Source organism: Geminicoccus roseus DSM 18922 (genome assembly GCF_000427665.1).
Lineage (GTDB): Bacteria > Pseudomonadota > Alphaproteobacteria > Geminicoccales > Geminicoccaceae > Geminicoccus > Geminicoccus roseus.
Genome location: NZ_KE386572.1, coordinates 69,733 through 86,380 on the forward strand (window position 1 = coordinate 69,733; position 16,648 = coordinate 86,380).

Consider the following 16,648-nt stretch of genomic DNA (forward strand, 5'->3'; position numbering starts at 1 on the left):
ATGACGCGTGTCCTGGTGACCGGCGGGGCCGGCTATATCGGCAGCCATGTGGTCAAGCATCTGGCGGCGTCCGGCTTCGCGCCGGTCACGCTGGACAATCTCTATGCCGGGCATCGCTGGGCGGTGACCTCGGGCGAGCTGATCGAGGCCGATTTCGGCGATCCGGAGCGGATGGACGCGATCCTCGGCAGCGGCCGGTTCGAGGCGATCATCCACATGGCCGCCCATATCTGGGTCGGCGAGAGCGGCAAGGATCCCGCCAAGTACTACCAGAACAACACCGTCGGCGCCCTGAACCTGTTCCGGATCGCCGCCCGCCACGGCATCCGCCGGATCGTGTTCTCGTCCACCGCCGCCGTCTACGGCGAGCCGGACCTGGACCCGATCCCCGAGGACGCGCCGCTGCGCCCGATCAACCCCTACGGCGCCTCCAAGATGATGGCCGAGCGGATCCTGGCCGACGTCATGGCGGCGTCGGGCGGCAGCTGGATGGCGCTGCGCTACTTCAACGTGGCCGGCGCCGACCCGGACGGCCAGGTCGGCGAGGCCACCCCCAACAACAGCCACCTGGTCAAGCTCGCCTGCATGACCGCCGCCGGCCTGCGCCCGCGCATGGCGATCTTCGGCCGGGACTACCCCACCCCCGACGGCACCTGCATCCGCGACTATGTCCATGTCCAGGACCTGGCCCGCGCCCATGTCGACGCGCTGCGCCACCTGCTGGACGGCGGCGCCTCGATGCCCCTGAACTGCGGCTACGGCCACGGCTTCAGCGTCAAGGAGGTGCTGGACACCTGCCGCCGGATCACCGGCGTCGACTTCCCGATCGTCGACGAGCCGCGCCGCCCGGGCGATCCGGCCCGCCTGGTGGCGGACGGGCGCCGCATCCGCGAGGTGCTGGGCTTTGAGCCCCGCTTCGACGACCTGGACACCATCGTCGCGCATGCCTGGGCCTGGGAGCGGAAGCTGGCGGCGATGCGCGGCGCTTAAAGCCGATGGGACGGACCGGCGAGGTCCTCGCCGCCTTCCTGCCGGTCCTGCTCCTGGTCCTGGGCGGCTATCTCGGCCAGCGCACCGGCCGGATGGACGCCTCCCTGCGCAGCGGGCTGGAGCGGATCGGCTACCACGTGTTCCTGCCGGCGCTGCTGTTCCAGAACCTGGCCTCCTCGGCCGCCTCCTCGGCGGTGGTCCTGCCGCTCCTGGTGCTGACGGTGGTCTCGATCCTCCTGGCCTCGGCGGCAATGCTGGGCTGGTGCCGCTTCGCCCGCACGCCGCACCCGCAGGTGGGGCCCCTGGTCCAGGCCTCGATGCGCTTCAACAACTTCCTGGGCTTCTCCCTGCTGCTTCCGCTGTTCGGCCCGGTCGGCCTGGCCGCGGGCGCCATCGTCTCGACCTTCTCGGTGATCGTCGCCAACACCGTCGCCGTGACGGTCCTGCTGGTCTATGCCGGCAAGGAGCCGCCCGGCCTGCTGCGCCTCGGGCGCGAGCTGGTGCGCAACCCGCTCATCCAGGCCTCGGCCGCCGGGCTCCTGTTCAAGGCGCTGGGCGTGGAGCTGCCGGAGACGCTCGGCCAGACCCTGTCGATGCTGGGCCAGGCCGGGATCGTGGTCGGCCTGATCGTGGTGGGCGCCGCCCTGGCGGCGGCACCGAGCGCCCTGGTCCCCCTGCGCGCCCTGCTGCCGGCCGCCCTGGTCAAGTTCCTCCTGCTGCCGGGCATCGCCTTCGCGATGGCGAGGATGTTCGGCCTGGACCCGGTCGTCACCGCGGCGATCACCATGTTCTTCGCCCTGCCGACCGCGCCGGCCTCCTACCTGCTCTCCCGCCAGCTGGGCGCGGACGCCGACCTGATGGCCGGCCTGATCGTCGCCGAATCGGTCTTGGCCCTGCTGGCGCTGCCGGCCGTGGTGCTGCTCACGGCGCCCTAGCGGCATCCTCCGGGGGTGAACCGGATCACGACGTAGCCGGCGCCCGGTGATCGTCGGATTGCCGCAGGCGTCCCGGGCCTCGTCTGGGCCCGTCCCGATCGAGCTGCCCCTAGTTTCTGGTCGACGCCGTCCCGACGATCGCTGGAAGAGCGAACTCGACCGACCCGTCCTGCCGCTCATATCCGGCGAGCGCATGCCTCGCGTCGTCGAGCAGCGCTGCGTAGGCCTTGTCGCCGAACTCGCCGCCAACCCAGCCTCGGACTTCCGCCTCGACCCAGTCCTCAATCGAGGGGAAGCGTGCGGTGGCATCGACCGAAGCGGCCTCGACATCGACGAACGCTGCCGTCTCGAGCAGCGATCTGATCCTGTCGGCATCCCCCAGGGCGAAGGAGGCGCGGATCGGCATGCCCGCCTCCCGACCCAGATGCCGCTCGACCAGATCGGTCAGCATGGCATAGCCGGGCGTGCGGTCGAGCCGGTCCCAGACTGCCAGGGCGACGCGCCCGCCGGCGCGGAGGACCCGCCGCATCTCTTGGAGGGCTTGCCCGGGATCGTCGAAGAACATCATCCCGAACTGGCACGTCACGGCATCGAAGGCTGCGTCGTCGAACGGTAGCGCCTCCGCGCGACCCTCGTGCCAGTCCAGGTCCGGAAGCTTGCGACGCGCCACCGCGAGCATGTCCGGGCTCCGGTCCAGACCGGTCACGCTCCCGTCCGGACCGACCCGCCTGAGCGCTTCGGCGGCCACGGCGCCGGTCCCGCAGGCAACGTCGAGGACCCGGTCGCCTGGGCCCAAGCGCGCGGCATCCGCCACACGGACGGCCCAAGGTCCGGCCATCGCAGGCAGGAACAGGCGTTCGAAGACCTCGGCGGATGATTCCGATCTGCTTTCTGCTCGCTCCTCGTGTTCCATGCCAGATCCTCCACAGCCGTCGCGAGCGCAGGAACGCTCGTGAAGGACAGCCCCGTCGATCCTAGCATGGGAAAGGTCCGATCGCGCTGATGACGGTTCCGTGGAGAGGCGAACCGCGCTGCTGGGTTCGCGTGCTTGGCGTTGTCGGAGGTGGAAGTCTTGCAGCGAGGTGTCCGGCTTGACCCCGTCTAGCTGACGCCCACGTAGCGGCCGGGCCGGTGGTTCAGCGCGATGATCAGGTTGAGCACGGCGGCGCCCAGCGCCGAGAGCAGGATCTTGGCGGGCGGCAGCACGAAGCAGGCGCCCGCCAGGATGGCGGCGTCGACGCCGAACTGGAAGTAGCCGGCGCGGATGCGGTGCCGGTCCTGCAGGTAGAGCGCCAGGATGTTGATGCCGCCGAGCCCGGTGCGGTGGCGGAACAGCATCAGCATGCCGATCCCCATCAGGGTGCCGCCGGTGACCGCGGCATAGAGCGGCTCCAGGTGGTCGAGGCTGATCCAGTCCGGGGTCAGCCGGGCGAACAGCGACAGGAGCAGGACCGCCAGGAAGGTGCGCAGCGCCAGCTGCCAGCCCATCCGCCGCACCGCCAGGTAGTAGAAGGGCAGGTTCACCACGAAGAAGATGATCCAGAACCCGTGGCCGGTCACGTAGTGCAGCAGGAGCGCCAGGCCCGCCGTGCTGCCGGTGAACAGGGTGGCGTGGGCATAGAGCGTGATGCCCAGCGCCACCAGCAGCGTGCCCAGGAGGATGGCGAGCACGTCCTCGTGCAGCCGGTGCGGCAGGCCGGCGCCTGGCCGCGCCGGCTCATGGCGACGGTCGTCGCGCCGGCGCATGGGCGGCATGCGCTGCAGGGACGAGAGGAGCGGGCTCCTGGCGCTACCGGCCTGGCGCATCGGCCGACACTCCGCCGCGCACCGGGCGCTGCCCGCTCAGACCCGCCGGACCCGCTGGCTCGCCAGCAGTTCCTCCATGAACGGGAACAACTTCAGCCCGTCCTGCACCTTCTTGAGGGTCGCGGCCTCCACCTCGCGCACGTCTTTGAGCGCCGCCACGACCTCCTTCAGCCGCGCGCGCGGCACGATCACCACCCCGTCCGGGTCACCCACCACCACGTCGCCGGACTGCACCACGACCTCGCCCATCACGATCGGCAGGTCGACCGTGCCGGGGCCGCTGCGCGCCGGCGAGTTCGGGGTCAGGCCGCGGGCAAAGCAGGGCACGCCCATGTCGCGGATCCCGTCCAGGTCGCGCACCATGCCGTCGGTGACGAAGCCGACCACGCCCTGGTTGCGCGCCATGCCGAGCGCCAGGTCGCCGGTCACCGCCGCCTTCTCGTAGCCGGCGGTGGTGGTCACCACCACGTCGCCCGGCTTGCAGTCGGCGATCGACGCCAGCATGGCGAGGTTGTCGCAGGGCCCGCAGTCGGAGGTGCGCGCCACCCCGAAGAACCGGTCCTGGCCCGGCACGATCGGCTTGATCCGCCAGTCCAGGGCACCGCTGCCGCCCATGGCGTCGACGATCTGGCTGGTCAGCATGCCGGCCAGCGCGTCGACCAGCTCGGCCGGCGGCCGCTCGAAGCTCTTGGCGATGGTGAGAATCGGCGCTTCGTCGATCATGCTGCGATAGCCTTCGGCCTGGTGGAGGGAACGACGCCCGGCGCCAGCAGGCTGGCATCCGCGTCGGCAAATCGGGTGACGCCGCATAAGCACAAGGCGCGGTCCAGGTCGCGGCGCAGGATCTCCAGCACCGCCGCCACCCCGGCCTCGCCGCCGACCGCCAGCCCCCAGAGCTGCGGCCGGGCGATCAGGCAGGCATCCGCGCCCATCGCCTTGGCGATCAGCACGTCCACGCCGCGCCGGATCCCGCCGTCCAGCAGCACCTTCATCCGGCCCTGGGCCGCTGCCGCCACCGCCGGCAGCGCGTCCAGCCCGGAGGCCGCCCGGTCCAGCTGGCGCCCGCCATGGTTGGACACGATCACCCCGTCGACGCCGTGGTCCAGCGCGATCTGGATGTCCGCGGGGTGCAGGATGCCCTTGAGGATCAGCGGCCCGGCCCACTGCTTGCGCAGCATCGCCACGTCCGCCCAGGACATGGACGGGTCCAGCAGCGCGTTCATCCGCCCGGCCAGCGTGTTGCGGTCGGCGCCGCCCTCGATCGCGGCATAGTTGGCGAAGGTGAAGTCGCGCCGCTCGCGCATCCGCCAAAGCCAGTTCGGCCGGATCGCCATCGCCGCCATCACCTTGAGCAGCAGCTTGGGCGGGATCGAGAACCCGTTGCGGGTGTCGCGCTCGCGCTGGCCGAGCGTCTGGTTGTCGATGGTCAGCACCAGCGCGTCGAAGCCGGCCTGCGCCGCCCGGTCCACGAACGAGCGGGTGAAGCCACGGTCCTTGTAGACGAACACCTGCATCCAGCGGTGGCCGGTCTTCGGCAGCGCCTCGATCGGCACGGTCGAGGCATGGCTCATGCAGTAGGCGGTGCCGGCGGCCGCCGCCGCCCGGTGCGATTCGAGCTCGCCGTCCGGCCACAGCATCCCGGACAGCCCGGTCGGGCCGATCATCACCGGCATCGACAGCGTCGTGCCGAACATGTCGACCGACAGGTCCCGCTCCGCCACGCCCTGCAGCGGCCGCGGCAGCAAGGCAGGCTCGTGGAACGCCGCCTCGTTGCGCCGCAGCGTGACCTCGTCCTCGGCCCCGCCATCGGTGAAGTCGAACACCGGCCGCGGCAGGACGCGCATGGCGCCTCGCCGAAAGCCGTCCACGTTCAGATATCGCCGGACGAGCTGGTCCCGCTCCATCATCCGGCAGCCTCCCTGCCCCGGTTCCTTGTCGGAGCACCTAGGCCCCGGCCGCGCGCAGGGTCAACCGCGACATGGCGCGGTTGATCAGCCGGTCAGGCCGGGATCTCGTCGCACACCACCTTGAATCCGGTAAGCGTGCTCGGGCCGAACGTGTGGGTGAGCGGCACGTCGGCGGCATCCCGGCCCCGGGCGATCAGGATCCGGCCGAACATCGGGCGGTTGTTGCGCGGGTCGAACACCCGCCACTGCCCGCCCAGGAACACCTCGATCCAGGCGGCGAAATCCATTGCGCCATAGGGGGGCGGCTGGCCGATGTCGCTGATGTAGCCGGTGCAGTAGCGCGCCGGGATGTTCATGCAGCGGCAGAAGGCCAGGGCCAGGTGGGCGAAGTCCCGGCACACCCCGACCCGCTCCCGGTAGCCGTCATGGGCGGTGCGGGTCGGCCGGGCATGCTGGTAGCCGAACTCGATGTGCTGGTGGACGAAGTCGCAGATCGCCTGCACCCGCGCCCAGCCCGGCGGGGTGGTGCCGAACAGGCGCCACGCCTCGTCGAACAGATGGTCGGTGTCGCAGTAGCGGCTGCCCAGGAGAAACACGATCGTGTCGTCGGGCAGGTCCTCGACCGCGTGCTGGATCGCGTCGGTCGCCACCGGGTCGCTGGCGCCGCCGTCGCGGATCACCGTGTCGGCGGCAAAGCGCACCTGCCCGGCCGGCGCCACCAGCCGGGTGCACCAGTTGCCGAACACATCGCGGTAGCCGTGCAGCGGGATCGACGGCCGGGTGACCAGGTGGTCGGCTGCCTCCAGATCGCTCACCCGCGACCAGTGCACGTGCAGCATCGCGATCATCGGCGTCGGCTGCGGGAAATCGTAGTCCATTTCGTAGCCGATCCGGATCCGCATGCGTGCCCTCTTTCATGGCTTGCTCACGGCCGCGGGGCCACACCGTGTGGGCCGTCGGAAATGGCAGTTGCTGCAACAACAGATCAAATAGCATGCCAGTGCCGTCCGGTCCCGTTCCTCCGGCAAACAAGTTTGGCGCCGGCCGCGGCTTTCCGGACCAACTGCCGCAGCGGGGGTGCATGACCGGTTGCCGGGCCGCCGGCGGATCTCCATCCTGCCTGGTGGAGTTGTCGGAGGACGCAGATGTTGTCGCGGCGCACCCTCGTCGTCCTGGCCGTGCTGCTGGCGGCCGGCGCCGCTGCCTTCTGGTGGTGGCGAAACCAGGCGCCCGAGCTGCCGGCGGGGATCGCGCAGGGCAACGGCCGGATCGAGGCCGAGCCGATCGACATCGCGTCCAAATATGCCGGGCGCGTCCAGGAACTGCGGGTCGACGAGGGCGACCGGGTCGAAGCCGGCCAGGTGCTGGCCGTGCTGGAGTCCACCGAGACCGAGGAGATGCTGCGCGAGGCGGAGGCCGACCTGCGCCGCCTGACCCTGCAGCTCTCCGAGACCCGGGCGATGCTCTCCAGCCGCCAGAGCGAGCTGGCCCTGGCCCAGATCGAGTACGACCGCGCCGCCGAGCTGCGCCGCTCCCAGAATGTCAGCCAGTCGGTGCTCGACCAGCGCCGGGTCGCCCGCGAGGCCGCCCAGTCCTCGGTGGACGCCGCCGAGGCGGCGACCGGCCAGATCGAGGCGGCGATCGAGGGGGCGGAGGCCAGGGTCGCCCGGACCCGGGCGATGCTGGCGGAACTGTCCTTGCGGGCGCCGCGCGCCGGGCGGGTCCAGTACAAGCTGGTGCAGACCGGCACGGTCGTGGCCGCCGGCCAGCGCGTCTACACCCTGGTCGACGTCACCGACGTGCACATGACGATCTTCCTGCCGACCGCGGATGCCGGCCGGCTCGCGATCGGCTCGGAGGCCCGGATCGTGCTGGACGCCGCCCCGGCCTACCGGATCCCGGCCAGCGTCTCGTTTGTCGCCAGCGAGGCGCAGTTCACCCCGAAATTCGTGGAGACCCAGGACGAGCGCAACAAGCTGATGTTCCGGGTCAAGCTGCAGCTGCCAAGGGACCTGCTGGCGAAATACGCCGACTACGTGAAGACCGGCGTGACCGGGGTCGCCTATGTCCGGGTCGACCCCGACACTGCCTGGCCGCCCGGGCTCGAGCTGCGCCTGCCCGATGAATCCTGATCCCGGCCCAGCTCCCGGTCCTGGCCCGGACCCGGTGGTCGACCTGGACGGGGTCAGCCATCGCTACGGCAAGGTCGCCGCGCTGGAGGACGTCCGCCTCGAGGTCGGGCGGGGCCGGATGGTCGGGCTGATCGGCCCGGACGGCGTCGGCAAGTCGACCCTGATGGCGCTGGTCGCGGGCGTAAAGCGGATCCAGGCCGGGCGCGTGTGGGTGCTGGGCGGCTCGATGGCCGAGAACCGCCACCGCCGGCTGGTCTGCCCGGACATCGCCTACATGCCGCAGGGCCTGGGCAAGAACCTCTACCCGACCCTGTCGGTGGCCGAGAACCTGGCCTTCTTCGGCCGGCTGTTCGGCCAGAAGCGGGCCGAGCGCCAGGCCCGGATCGAGCACCTGACCCGCTCCACCGGCCTGTTCCCGTTCCTGGACCGCCCGGCCGGCAAGCTTTCCGGCGGCATGAAGCAGAAGCTCGGCCTGTGCTGCGCCCTGATCCACGACCCGGAGCTGCTGATCCTGGACGAGCCCACCACCGGGGTGGACCCGCTCTCGCGCCGGCAGTTCTGGGCGCTGATCGGCGCCATCCGCCAGGACCGCCCGTCGATGAGCGTGCTGGTCGCCACCGCCACCATGGACGAGGCCCGCCAGTTCGACCGGCTGGTCGCGATGGATGGCGGCCGGATCCTGGCGGAGGACACGCCGGCCGGCCTGCTGGCGCGGACCGGCAGCGACGACCTGGAGGCGGCCTTCATCCGCCTGCTGCCCGAGGAGCGCCGCCAGAACCATGTCGCCCCGGTCCTGCCGCCCCGGACCTCCGCCGGCGGCCCGCCGGTAATCGAGGCCCAGGGCCTCACCCAGCGCTTCGGCTCCTTCACCGCGGTCGACCATGTCGACATCCGGATCGAGCGGGGCGAGATCTTCGGCTTTCTCGGCTCCAACGGCGCCGGCAAGACCACCACCATGAAGATGCTGACCGGCCTGCTGCCCGCGACCGAGGGCAACGCCACCCTGCTGGGCAAGCCGATCGACGCCCGCGACATCCAGACCCGGCGCCGGGTCGGCTACATGAGCCAGGCGTTCTCGCTCTACGACGAGCTGACCGTGCGCCAGAACCTGGAGCTGCACGCCCGCCTGTTCCGCCTGCCCGACGATCGGCGCACCGCCCGGATCGCGCTGCTCCTGGAGCGGTTCGAGCTGGAGGAGGTCGAGGGCCAGCTGGCCGAGGCCCTGCCGCTGGGCGTCAAGCAGCGCCTGTCCCTGGCGGTGGCGGTTTTGCACGAGCCGGAGCTGCTGATCCTGGACGAGCCGACCTCGGGCGTCGACCCGATCGCCCGGGACCGGTTCTGGGAGCTGCTGATCCGGCTGTCCCGCGAGGACGGCGTCACCATCTTCCTTTCCACCCATTTCATGGGCGAGGCCGAGCGCTGCGACCGGATCTCGTTCATGCATGCCGGACGGGTCCTGGAGGTGGCGCCGCCAGCCGAATTGAAGGCCGCCGTGCCCTCGCGCGACCTGGACGACGCCTTCGTGGCGGCGATCGAGAAGGCGGCGCCCGAGGCCACCGACGACGGCAGCAGCCCCGGCTCCACGCCGGAGATCGCCGTCGGCCACCGCGGCGGCGCTGTCGCCCGCACCCTGGCCTGGGCGGCGCGCGAGGCCAAGGAGCTGCGCCGCGACACGATCCGGCTGGTGTTCGCCTTTCTGGGCCCGGTCCTGCTGATGGTCGCGTTCGGCTACGGGATCAGCTTCGACGTCGAGGACGTGGCGTTCGCGGTGCTGGACCAGGACCGCAGCGCCGAGAGCCGGGCGCTGGCCGCGGACTATCGCGGCTCGCGCTACTTCGCCGAGCAGCCGGACCTCGCCAACCTGGCCGAGCTCGACCATCGCCTGCAGGCCGGTGCCATCAAGGTGGCGCTGGTGATCCCGCCCGGCTTCGGCCGCGACCTGCAGGCCGGCCGCAGCCCGGAAATCGGGATCTGGATCGACGGCGCCATGCCGTTCCGCGGCGAGACCGCGCGCGCCTACGCGATCGGCGTGGCCCAGGGCTTCGGCGCGCGGATCGCCGGCGAGCTGGGCCGAAACGCCGGCGCGGCGCCGCCGGTCGAGGTGGAGACCCGCTACCGCTACAACCAGCAGTTCGAGAGCGTGCGCGCGATCGTGCCAGGCGTCCTGATGCTGCTCCTGGTGATCATCCCGGCCATGCTGACCGCGCTCGCGGTGGTGCGCGAGAAGGAGACCGGCGGGATCGTCAATTTCTACGTCACCCCGACCCGCCGCCTGGAGTTCCTGGTCGGCAAGCAGCTGCCCTACATGGGCGTGGCGTTCGTGAGCTTCCTCCTGCTGACCCTGATGGCGGTGCTGCTGTTCGGCCTGAGCGTCCAGGGCAGCTTCCTGACCCTGGCCCTGGGCGCCCTGCTCTACGTGGCCGGCACCACCGCGGTCGGCCTGGTGTTCTCGACCTTCGTCAACAGCCAGGTCGCCGCCATGTTCGGCACCGCGATCGCCACCACCATCCCGGCGATCAACTTCTCCGGCTTCATGACCCCGGTCAGCTCGCTTTCCGGCGTCACCCCCTGGATCGGCCGGCTGTTCCCCTCGGCCTGGTTCCAGATCGTCTCGGTCGGCGCCTTCGCCAAGGGCACCGGCCTGGCCGAGCTGGTCCTGCCGCTGCTGGCCCTGGCCGGCCTCGCCCTGGCCTATCTGGCGCTGGCGGCCCTGCTCCTGCGCAAGCGAGCGCGCTGAGCGATGCGCCGCACCCTGTCCGCCGCGTTCTGGCTGGGCCTGAAGGAGCTGGCCTCGCTGCTGCGCGACCCGGTGCTCCTGTTCCTGATCGCCTATTCGTTCAGCTTCGCGATCGTCTCGGTGGCGCGCGGCGCCCGCATGGAAGTTTCCAACGCCGCGGTCGGCATCGTCGACGAAGACCGCAGCCGCCTGTCCCGCGCCATCGCCGACGCGCTGCTGGAGCCGCGCTTCCAGGAGCCCGTCCCGCTGGAGCTGGACGAGGTCGACCAGGCGTTCACCCTGGCGCGCACCACCTTCGTGCTGGACATCCCGCCCCATTTCGAGCGCGACGTCCTGGCCGGGCGCCAGCCGGCCTTGTCCCTGGCGGTGGACGCCACCGCCATCGCCCAGGCCGGCACCGGCGCCGGCTACATCACGCAGATCGTGCAGCAGGAGGTCGCCGCCTTCCTGTCCGCCGCCCCGGACGGCACGGCCCTGCCGTTCGGCCTGGCGGTGCGCACCGCGTTCAACCCGAACCTGGACAGCGAGAGCTTCAACGCGGTGATGCAGCTGGTGAACTCGGTCTCGATCCTGTCGATCATCCTGACCGGCGCCGCGGTGATCCGCGAGCGCGAGCACGGCACGCTGGAGCATCTTCTGGTGATGCCGCTGAAACCCCTGGAGGTGATGCTGGCCAAGATCTGGGCGAACGGGCTGATCGTGCTGGTTGCCGCCGCCCTGTCGCTCACCGTGGTGATCCGGGGCGTGCTGGGGGCGGAGGTCGCCGGCTCCACCCTCCTGTTCGTGCTGGGCACCGCCGTCTACCTGCTGGCGGTGACCTCGCTCGGCATCATGCTGGCAACCATCGCCCGGACCATGCCGCAGTTCGGCCTGCTCGCGATCCCGGTGTTCGTGGTGATGAACCTCTTGAGCGGCTCCTCCACGCCTTTGGACGCGATGCCGCCCTTCCTGCAGTGGCTGATGCAGGCCTCGCCCTCGACCCACTTCGTGGCGTTCGCCCAGGGCGTGCTCTATCGCGGCGCCGGCCTGTCGATCGTCTGGCCGCAGCTGGCGCTGATCCTGGCGCTCGGCAGCCTGTTCTTCCTGGTGGCGCTGCGCCGCTTCCGTGCCGCGCTGTTCGCCTGAGGCGTCCTCAGGAGAACTGGTCGGCCGGCTCCGCCACCGCCGCGGCGAACCCCGCGGCCGGGGCGGCGGGGATCCGGCCCAGCACAGCCTCGACCTCGTCCGGCGCCGCCGGCACGGCCTGCCCCACGCGCATCGCCAGGTCGGCGCGGATCACCGCCTGCATCTGCCGCGCCATCACCTTGCGGTCCGGCACCTCCCAGGACAGCACCGGCTCGTGGAACACCAGCTCGATCCGGCAGCCCCGGTCGCACAGGGCGCCGAACAGGTGGGTCCCGAACAGGGCGTCGCCGTACCAGGCATAGCGGTCCGCCTGGTCCGGGCCGATCGGCATCCCGTCCGCCAGGGCCACGTAGGCGATCGTCACCGGCTGCACCGCCACCGGCCGGTCCAGCAGCTTGGGCTCGGCCGCGGCGAACAGCGTGCTCTTGAACGCCAGCACGTCCAGCCCGTCGGTGGAGGTGCCCTCCGGGAACAGGATGATGTCCTCGCCCCGGCGGAGGCGCTGGGCCAGCTCGTCGCGCTGCTCGCGGGCGAAGCGCCAGTGCCGGCGGATGAACATCGTCCCGGCCAGCTGCGCCAGCCAGCCGAACACCGGCCAGCCCGCCACCTCGGACTTGGCCACGAAGGTGCCGTCCACCGCCTGGCCCAGCACCAGGATGTCCAGCCAGGAGACATGGTTGGCGACGAACAGGGTCGGGCAGGCGGTGAAGGCCTGCCCATGGCGCTGCACCCGGATGTTCAGGAGCAGCAGGCAGCCCCGGCACCAGACGAACCGGCCGATCCAGGTGGCGCGGCGGCCGAACGGCATCGCCGCCAGATAGATCGACAGGCCCAGCAGCAGCACCAGCACGAAGCAGAGCGCGCGCAGGACGAAGCGGAGGGCTGGAGCGAGCGCCGCCACCGCTCAGGCCGCTGCCAGGACGGGCGGGCGGACCGGCTTTTGGAACCGGCGGCGGTTGCGCTGGCGCACGCCCTCGCAGGGCAGCAGCACGCAGACGTCGATCGTGTTGAACAGCGGGTCCAGCGAGGCGCCGTCGCCGACCACGGCGCCGGCCAGGAGATAGCCCTTGAGCAGCGGCGGCAGCTGGCGCTTGGCCAGCGTCTCGTCGATCTGCCCGGGCGGCAGGATGTCCATCTCGACCCGCTGGCCGCGCAGGGCGGCCGGGCGGAACGAGGCCGGCGCCCGGTGGTGGCGGTGCAGCCAGGAAAGGGCGTGGGCCACCGCGTCCGGGTCGGTGCCGGGCAGGCTGGCGCAGCCGAACATCACGTCGATGCCGTGGCGGTCGACATAGTCGCACAGGCCGCGCCAGAGCAGCTGAACCACATGGCCGCCGCGATGCTCCGGCGCCACGCAGGAGCGGCCGAGTTCCAGCAGTTCGCCGCGGCTGGCCAAAAGGCCGCTGATGTCGAACTCGCCGGCGGTGTAGAAGCCGCCGGCCCGCTCGGCGACACTTCGCCGCAGCAGCCGGTAGGAGCCCACCACCACCGGAGCACCCGGGCGCGAGGCGGCCCGGTCGATCACCAGCAGGTGGTCGCACAACGCGTCGAACGGGTCGATGTCCCGGCGCAGCTTGTGGCAGGCCGGGCTGGTGCCCGCTCCCATCTCCTCGACAAACACGCGGTAGCGGAGCGCCTGGGCGGCCGCGATCTCCCTCGGATCTTCAGCCAGCCGCAGTTCCATGACGCCGTCCTGAATACCAGGGCTCATCAACTTCTCCTCGAACCGCCGGAACGTTGCGATCCTGCTTGCGGCCAAGAACTCTGCTTGCCGATCGCCTGTTTAATACTCTGGTGCTGCGCCTTCGCGACTGTCTGGTGACGGATGCTTCGCCGTATCGCGACCGCCGGATGACGGTGGCTTCTTCACGTTTCGTTAAGAGCTGGGCGTGCATGCTCTGGCCAAGCGGATGAACTTGGAGACCACGATGATGGACGCGACGGCTTTCGGCGGTGCGGCGGCGAACGGGGCGATGCGGGTCCCGGCGCCAGAGATGGCGGGCGGCGAGGTCGAGAAGCTGCCGCTGCCGCAGTCGGCCATGCTGATCGTATTGGGCTCCGGCGGGTGCTGGTTCCTGCTGACCCTGGCGGCGCGCTGGCTGTTCTTCTGAGCCGGCGGGTCCCGCCCGCGGCTTGAAGGCGAGGTTGCGCCGCCCGCCGCCTTTTGCCACCACCGCGCCGACCGCCGCCGGAAAGCCGGCGGGGACCGCCCGCCGGATCTTGCCTGCGGGCGCGGGCCGGACAGCAGGCGAAGAGGACGAGCGTGATCGCGTGGCTCGACGTGATGGAGGCTGGACGCCGGCGGCTGTGGCCGCCCGCCATGGCGTTCGCCGACGGCTGGATGCTGCTGCTGCCGGCCCTCCTGCTCGTCTCGGTGCTGGCGGTGGGGCTGGTGTTCATCGGCGACATGTCGCTGCGCACCCTGGACACCTCGACCTTCATGCTGAGCGAGGACTGGTCGCTCGCCAACTACGCGGCCGCGATCGAGCGCCGCGCCACCTGGCTGGTCGGCTGGCGCACCTTATGGGCCTCGGTCGCCACCACGCTCCTCACCCTGCTGCTGGCGTTCCCCTACGCCTACGCCCTGGTGCGCACCTCCTCCTCGGCCTGGCGCAAGTTCCTGCTGATCAGCCTGTTCCTGCCGTTCTTCCTGGGCCAGGTCGTGCGCGCCTATGGCTGGCTGATCGTGCTGGGCCGCCAGGGCCTGGTGAACAGCATGCTGGCCTGGTTCGGGCTGGAGCCGCTGGCGCTGATCTACACCCCCTCGGCGGTGGTGCTGGGCCTGGTCCAGTACATGCTGCCGTTCGCGGTGCTGATGCTGGCGCCGGCGCTGACCGCCATCCCTGAGGAACTGGAGCTGGCCTCGGCCTCGCTGGGTGCCGGCTGGGTCCGCACCTTCCGCCACGTGGTCCTGCCGCTGGCGCGGCCGGGCCTGGTCGCGGCGGGGATCGTGGTGTTCACCCTGAGCTTCACCGAGTACGCGATCCCGCAGATCATGGGCGGCGGCAAGTTCGACTTCGCCGCCCAGGCCGTCTACGAGGCCTGGTTCTCGACCTCCGACGCCGGGCTCGGCTCGGCCCTGGCCCTGATGGTGGTGATCGTGTCCACCGGCTTCACCGCGCTCCTGATGGCGCTGCTCGGCATCCGGGCGGTCGAGGGCCATGCCGCGCCCTCGGGCAAGGGGGGCGGCTCATGACCGGCGAGCGCGGCAAGCGCCTGCTGATCGGCGGGCTGGTCCTGTTCGACCTAGTGTTCCTGGCCCTGCCGACCGTGATCATCCTCCTGGCCTCGTTCACCAGCGGCTCGATCGTGCGCTTCCCGCCCGAGGGCTTCTCCTTGCGATGGTATGCCGAGCTGTTCGCCGGCGGCGCCTTCCTGGACGCGTTCGGCCGCTCGCTGCTGGTGGCGACCGTTTCCACCGCGATCGCGGTGCCGGCCGGCAGCCTCGCCGCCCTGGCGCTGGCCCGCTGGCGCTTCCGCACCGCGGCGCTGATCCGGCTGTGGCTGCTCTTGCCGTTCACGATCCCGCTGGTGGTGGCGGGGCTCGGCATGATGGTGCTGTTCGGCGAGATCGGGATCCTGGGCAGCCTGTGGCCGGTGGGGCTGGCCGCCTGCATCATCAACCTGCCCTTCATGCTCTGGGCGGTCAGCGCCTCGGTGAACCATCTGGACCCGGAACTGGAGAACGCCGCAGCCAACCTGGGCGCGGCACCCCTGCACCGATTCGTGACCGTCACCGCGCCGGCGGTGATGCCCGGGATCGTGACCGGCGGCCTTTTGATGTTCATCCTGGCGTTCAACGAGTTCCTGGTCAGCCTGATGCTGACCGATGCCCGCACGGTCACCCTGCCGGTGCAGATTTACACGTCGATTCGTGCGATCATCACCCCGGACTTGGCAGCGGTTTCCGCGATCTACGTGCTGGTGGCGCTGGTTGCGGTCTGGCTGCTCGACCGGCTGGTCGGGCTCGACCTGTTCCTGCGCTCGCGCTGATCCGGAACCTGCTCCGCCCAAGCCCGTTGATCGCCCAACGGATCTACACTCACGTTTCTGTGAGTGTTGATCCGACACATGGAGGGAAGTATCGTGGCCACCACCGCTGGAGATATCCGCGACTCTGCCCGCAAGACGGGCGAGGATCTTCGACAGGGCGCCCGTGACGTCGGCAGCGACGTGCGCCACTCCATCCGCGACACCGCCCGCGACGCGAAAGAGCAAGCCTTGCACACCGCCGAACATGCCCGCCAGTCGCTCAGCGCCAACTATGACCAGCTCAAGCGCGATCTCGACGTGCTGCGCGGCCAGCTGGTGGCGCTGGGCGCCGATGCCAGCGACGAGGCGAAGCACCGCCTGCACGACGGTCTGGAGACCTTGAGCCGTCGGGTCGACCATCTGTCCCACGACGCCAAGGACTTCGGCGGGCGCAAGCTCGAGGAAGCCGAGCGGCTGGTGCAGGAGCGTCCGTTGACCAGTGTCCTGGTGTCGTTCGGCCTCGGCATGCTGTTCGCCCAGTTCCTGCGTCGCTGAGGTCGTTGCCGATGTGGCCGCTCCTGCGGACCGTGCTGCCGGTGGACATCCTGCGTCCGCAGGTGCGTGCCCTGACCACCCGCCTCGGCGCCTATGCCGTGGCGGGTCTCCTGGGCCTGATCGCCTTCCTTTATTTCCTCGACGCCGCGCGGCTGGGGATGCTCGGCGTCATGCCGGCCTGGGCCGCCTCGCTGGTGGTGGGCGCGATCCTGGTGATCGCGGCCGCCCTGGTTGGCCTGATCGGCGCCGTGGTTGCGCGCCGGGCCGAGCGGCGCGCCCGGATGCTGGCCCTGGCAGCACCGCCGCCCTCGATGCAGATGGCGACCTTGGCCACGCCCCTGGTCATGAAGGTGCTCCGGCACCCCCGCCAGATCGTGCTGCTGAGCCTGGTCGCCGGGGCGGCCATGGAGTTCTTCCGCAAGCGTTGAGCCCGGTCTCCTGGACGGGGACCCGGCGGACATCACGGGCCGAGGCGAGCGGGCGACCGCTCGC

General features: G+C 70.8%; 17 protein-coding genes. 10 read left to right on the forward strand and 7 right to left on the reverse strand.

What is annotated here, in order from left to right:
• Both galE and GEMRO_RS0101675 read left to right on the forward strand, forming a co-directional pair.
• Window positions 1-990 (forward strand): UDP-glucose 4-epimerase GalE, encoded by a 990-nt coding sequence (galE, locus tag GEMRO_RS0101670; protein ID WP_027132625.1) that lies wholly within the window; start codon window positions 1-3, stop codon window positions 988-990.
• Between the two features lie 5 nt (window positions 991-995).
• Window positions 996-1,925 (forward strand): AEC family transporter, encoded by a 930-nt coding sequence (locus tag GEMRO_RS0101675; RefSeq protein ID WP_027132626.1) that lies wholly within the window; start codon window positions 996-998, stop codon window positions 1,923-1,925.
• Window positions 1,926-2,034: 109 nt separating this feature from the next.
• On the opposite strand, the gene GEMRO_RS26930 is transcribed toward GEMRO_RS0101675, so the two are convergent.
• The 5 genes from GEMRO_RS26930 to GEMRO_RS0101700 form a co-directional block, all read right to left on the reverse strand.
• Window positions 2,035-2,838: a methyltransferase domain-containing protein gene (locus GEMRO_RS26930; RefSeq protein WP_035484586.1), complete on the reverse strand. Its 804-nt coding sequence runs from the start codon at window positions 2,836-2,838 to the stop codon at window positions 2,035-2,037.
• Between the two features lie 188 nt (window positions 2,839-3,026).
• Entirely contained in the window at window positions 3,027-3,671 is a 645-nt protein-coding gene (locus tag GEMRO_RS0101685; RefSeq protein WP_051328573.1) for a YitT family protein, read from the reverse strand.
• Between the two features lie 96 nt (window positions 3,672-3,767).
• Complete coding sequence (locus GEMRO_RS0101690) at window positions 3,768-4,454, reverse strand: RraA family protein (RefSeq protein ID WP_027132628.1); 687 nt, start codon at window positions 4,452-4,454, stop codon at window positions 3,768-3,770.
• Window positions 4,451-5,638, reverse strand: coding sequence for an alpha-hydroxy acid oxidase (locus GEMRO_RS0101695; RefSeq protein WP_051328574.1), 1,188 nt, complete (start codon window positions 5,636-5,638; stop codon window positions 4,451-4,453). The genes GEMRO_RS0101690 and GEMRO_RS0101695 overlap by 4 nt, the downstream gene beginning before the upstream one ends.
• Window positions 5,639-5,730: 92 nt before the next feature.
• A complete protein-coding gene (locus GEMRO_RS0101700; RefSeq protein WP_027132630.1) occupies window positions 5,731-6,540 on the reverse strand; it encodes a transglutaminase-like domain-containing protein in 810 nt (269 codons plus the stop codon).
• A gap of 243 nt (window positions 6,541-6,783) precedes the next feature.
• On the opposite strand from GEMRO_RS0101700, the gene GEMRO_RS0101705 reads away from it, so the two are divergent.
• Genes GEMRO_RS0101705 through GEMRO_RS0101715 form a run of 3 tightly spaced genes read left to right on the forward strand, consistent with a single transcriptional unit; the run spans window position 6,784 to window position 11,632 of the window.
• Window positions 6,784-7,770 carry an HlyD family secretion protein gene (locus tag GEMRO_RS0101705; RefSeq protein WP_027132631.1) on the forward strand — a complete coding sequence of 329 codons (987 nt, stop codon included), beginning with the start codon at window positions 6,784-6,786 and terminating at the stop codon, window positions 7,768-7,770.
• Window positions 7,760-10,507: a ribosome-associated ATPase/putative transporter RbbA gene (gene rbbA / locus GEMRO_RS0101710; protein WP_051328575.1), complete on the forward strand. Its 2,748-nt coding sequence runs from the start codon at window positions 7,760-7,762 to the stop codon at window positions 10,505-10,507. Before GEMRO_RS0101705 ends, rbbA begins: the two co-directional genes overlap by 11 nt.
• A 3-nt stretch (window positions 10,508-10,510) precedes the next feature.
• On the forward strand, window positions 10,511-11,632 hold the full coding sequence (locus GEMRO_RS0101715) for an ABC transporter permease (RefSeq protein ID WP_027132633.1): 1,122 nt from the start codon (window positions 10,511-10,513) through the stop codon (window positions 11,630-11,632).
• 7 nt (window positions 11,633-11,639) lie between these two features.
• Here the strand turns inward: GEMRO_RS0101715 and GEMRO_RS26935 are convergent, their stop codons facing one another.
• Both GEMRO_RS26935 and GEMRO_RS0101725 read right to left on the reverse strand, forming a co-directional pair.
• Window positions 11,640-12,533: a lysophospholipid acyltransferase family protein gene (locus GEMRO_RS26935; RefSeq protein WP_051328576.1), complete on the reverse strand. Its 894-nt coding sequence runs from the start codon at window positions 12,531-12,533 to the stop codon at window positions 11,640-11,642.
• Between the two features lie 3 nt (window positions 12,534-12,536).
• A complete protein-coding gene (locus GEMRO_RS0101725) occupies window positions 12,537-13,340 on the reverse strand; it encodes a GNAT family N-acetyltransferase (RefSeq protein ID WP_035486118.1) in 804 nt (267 codons plus the stop codon).
• Between the two features lie 217 nt (window positions 13,341-13,557).
• Here GEMRO_RS0101725 and GEMRO_RS0101730 point away from each other — a divergent pair, with 217 nt between their 5' ends.
• The 5 genes from GEMRO_RS0101730 to GEMRO_RS33955 all read left to right on the forward strand — a co-directional run bounded on the left by GEMRO_RS0101730 (window position 13,558) and on the right by GEMRO_RS33955 (window position 16,584).
• Complete coding sequence (locus GEMRO_RS0101730; RefSeq protein WP_157505416.1) at window positions 13,558-13,740, forward strand: hypothetical protein; 183 nt, start codon at window positions 13,558-13,560, stop codon at window positions 13,738-13,740.
• Window positions 13,741-13,913: 173 nt separating this feature from the next.
• Window positions 13,914-14,825, forward strand: a complete 912-nt coding sequence (locus GEMRO_RS26940) for an ABC transporter permease (protein ID WP_051328577.1) — start codon at window positions 13,914-13,916, stop codon at window positions 14,823-14,825.
• Window positions 14,822-15,622 carry an ABC transporter permease gene (locus GEMRO_RS0101740; RefSeq protein ID WP_027132636.1) on the forward strand — a complete coding sequence of 267 codons (801 nt, stop codon included), beginning with the start codon at window positions 14,822-14,824 and terminating at the stop codon, window positions 15,620-15,622. Before GEMRO_RS26940 ends, GEMRO_RS0101740 begins: the two co-directional genes overlap by 4 nt.
• Window positions 15,623-15,715: 93 nt before the next feature.
• On the forward strand, window positions 15,716-16,156 hold the full coding sequence (locus GEMRO_RS26945) for a DUF883 family protein (protein ID WP_157505417.1): 441 nt from the start codon (window positions 15,716-15,718) through the stop codon (window positions 16,154-16,156).
• An 11-nt stretch (window positions 16,157-16,167) separates the two neighbouring features.
• Entirely contained in the window at window positions 16,168-16,584 is a 417-nt protein-coding gene (locus GEMRO_RS33955) for a phage holin family protein (protein WP_035484591.1), read from the forward strand.
• Window positions 16,585-16,648: the final 64 nt, after the last annotated feature.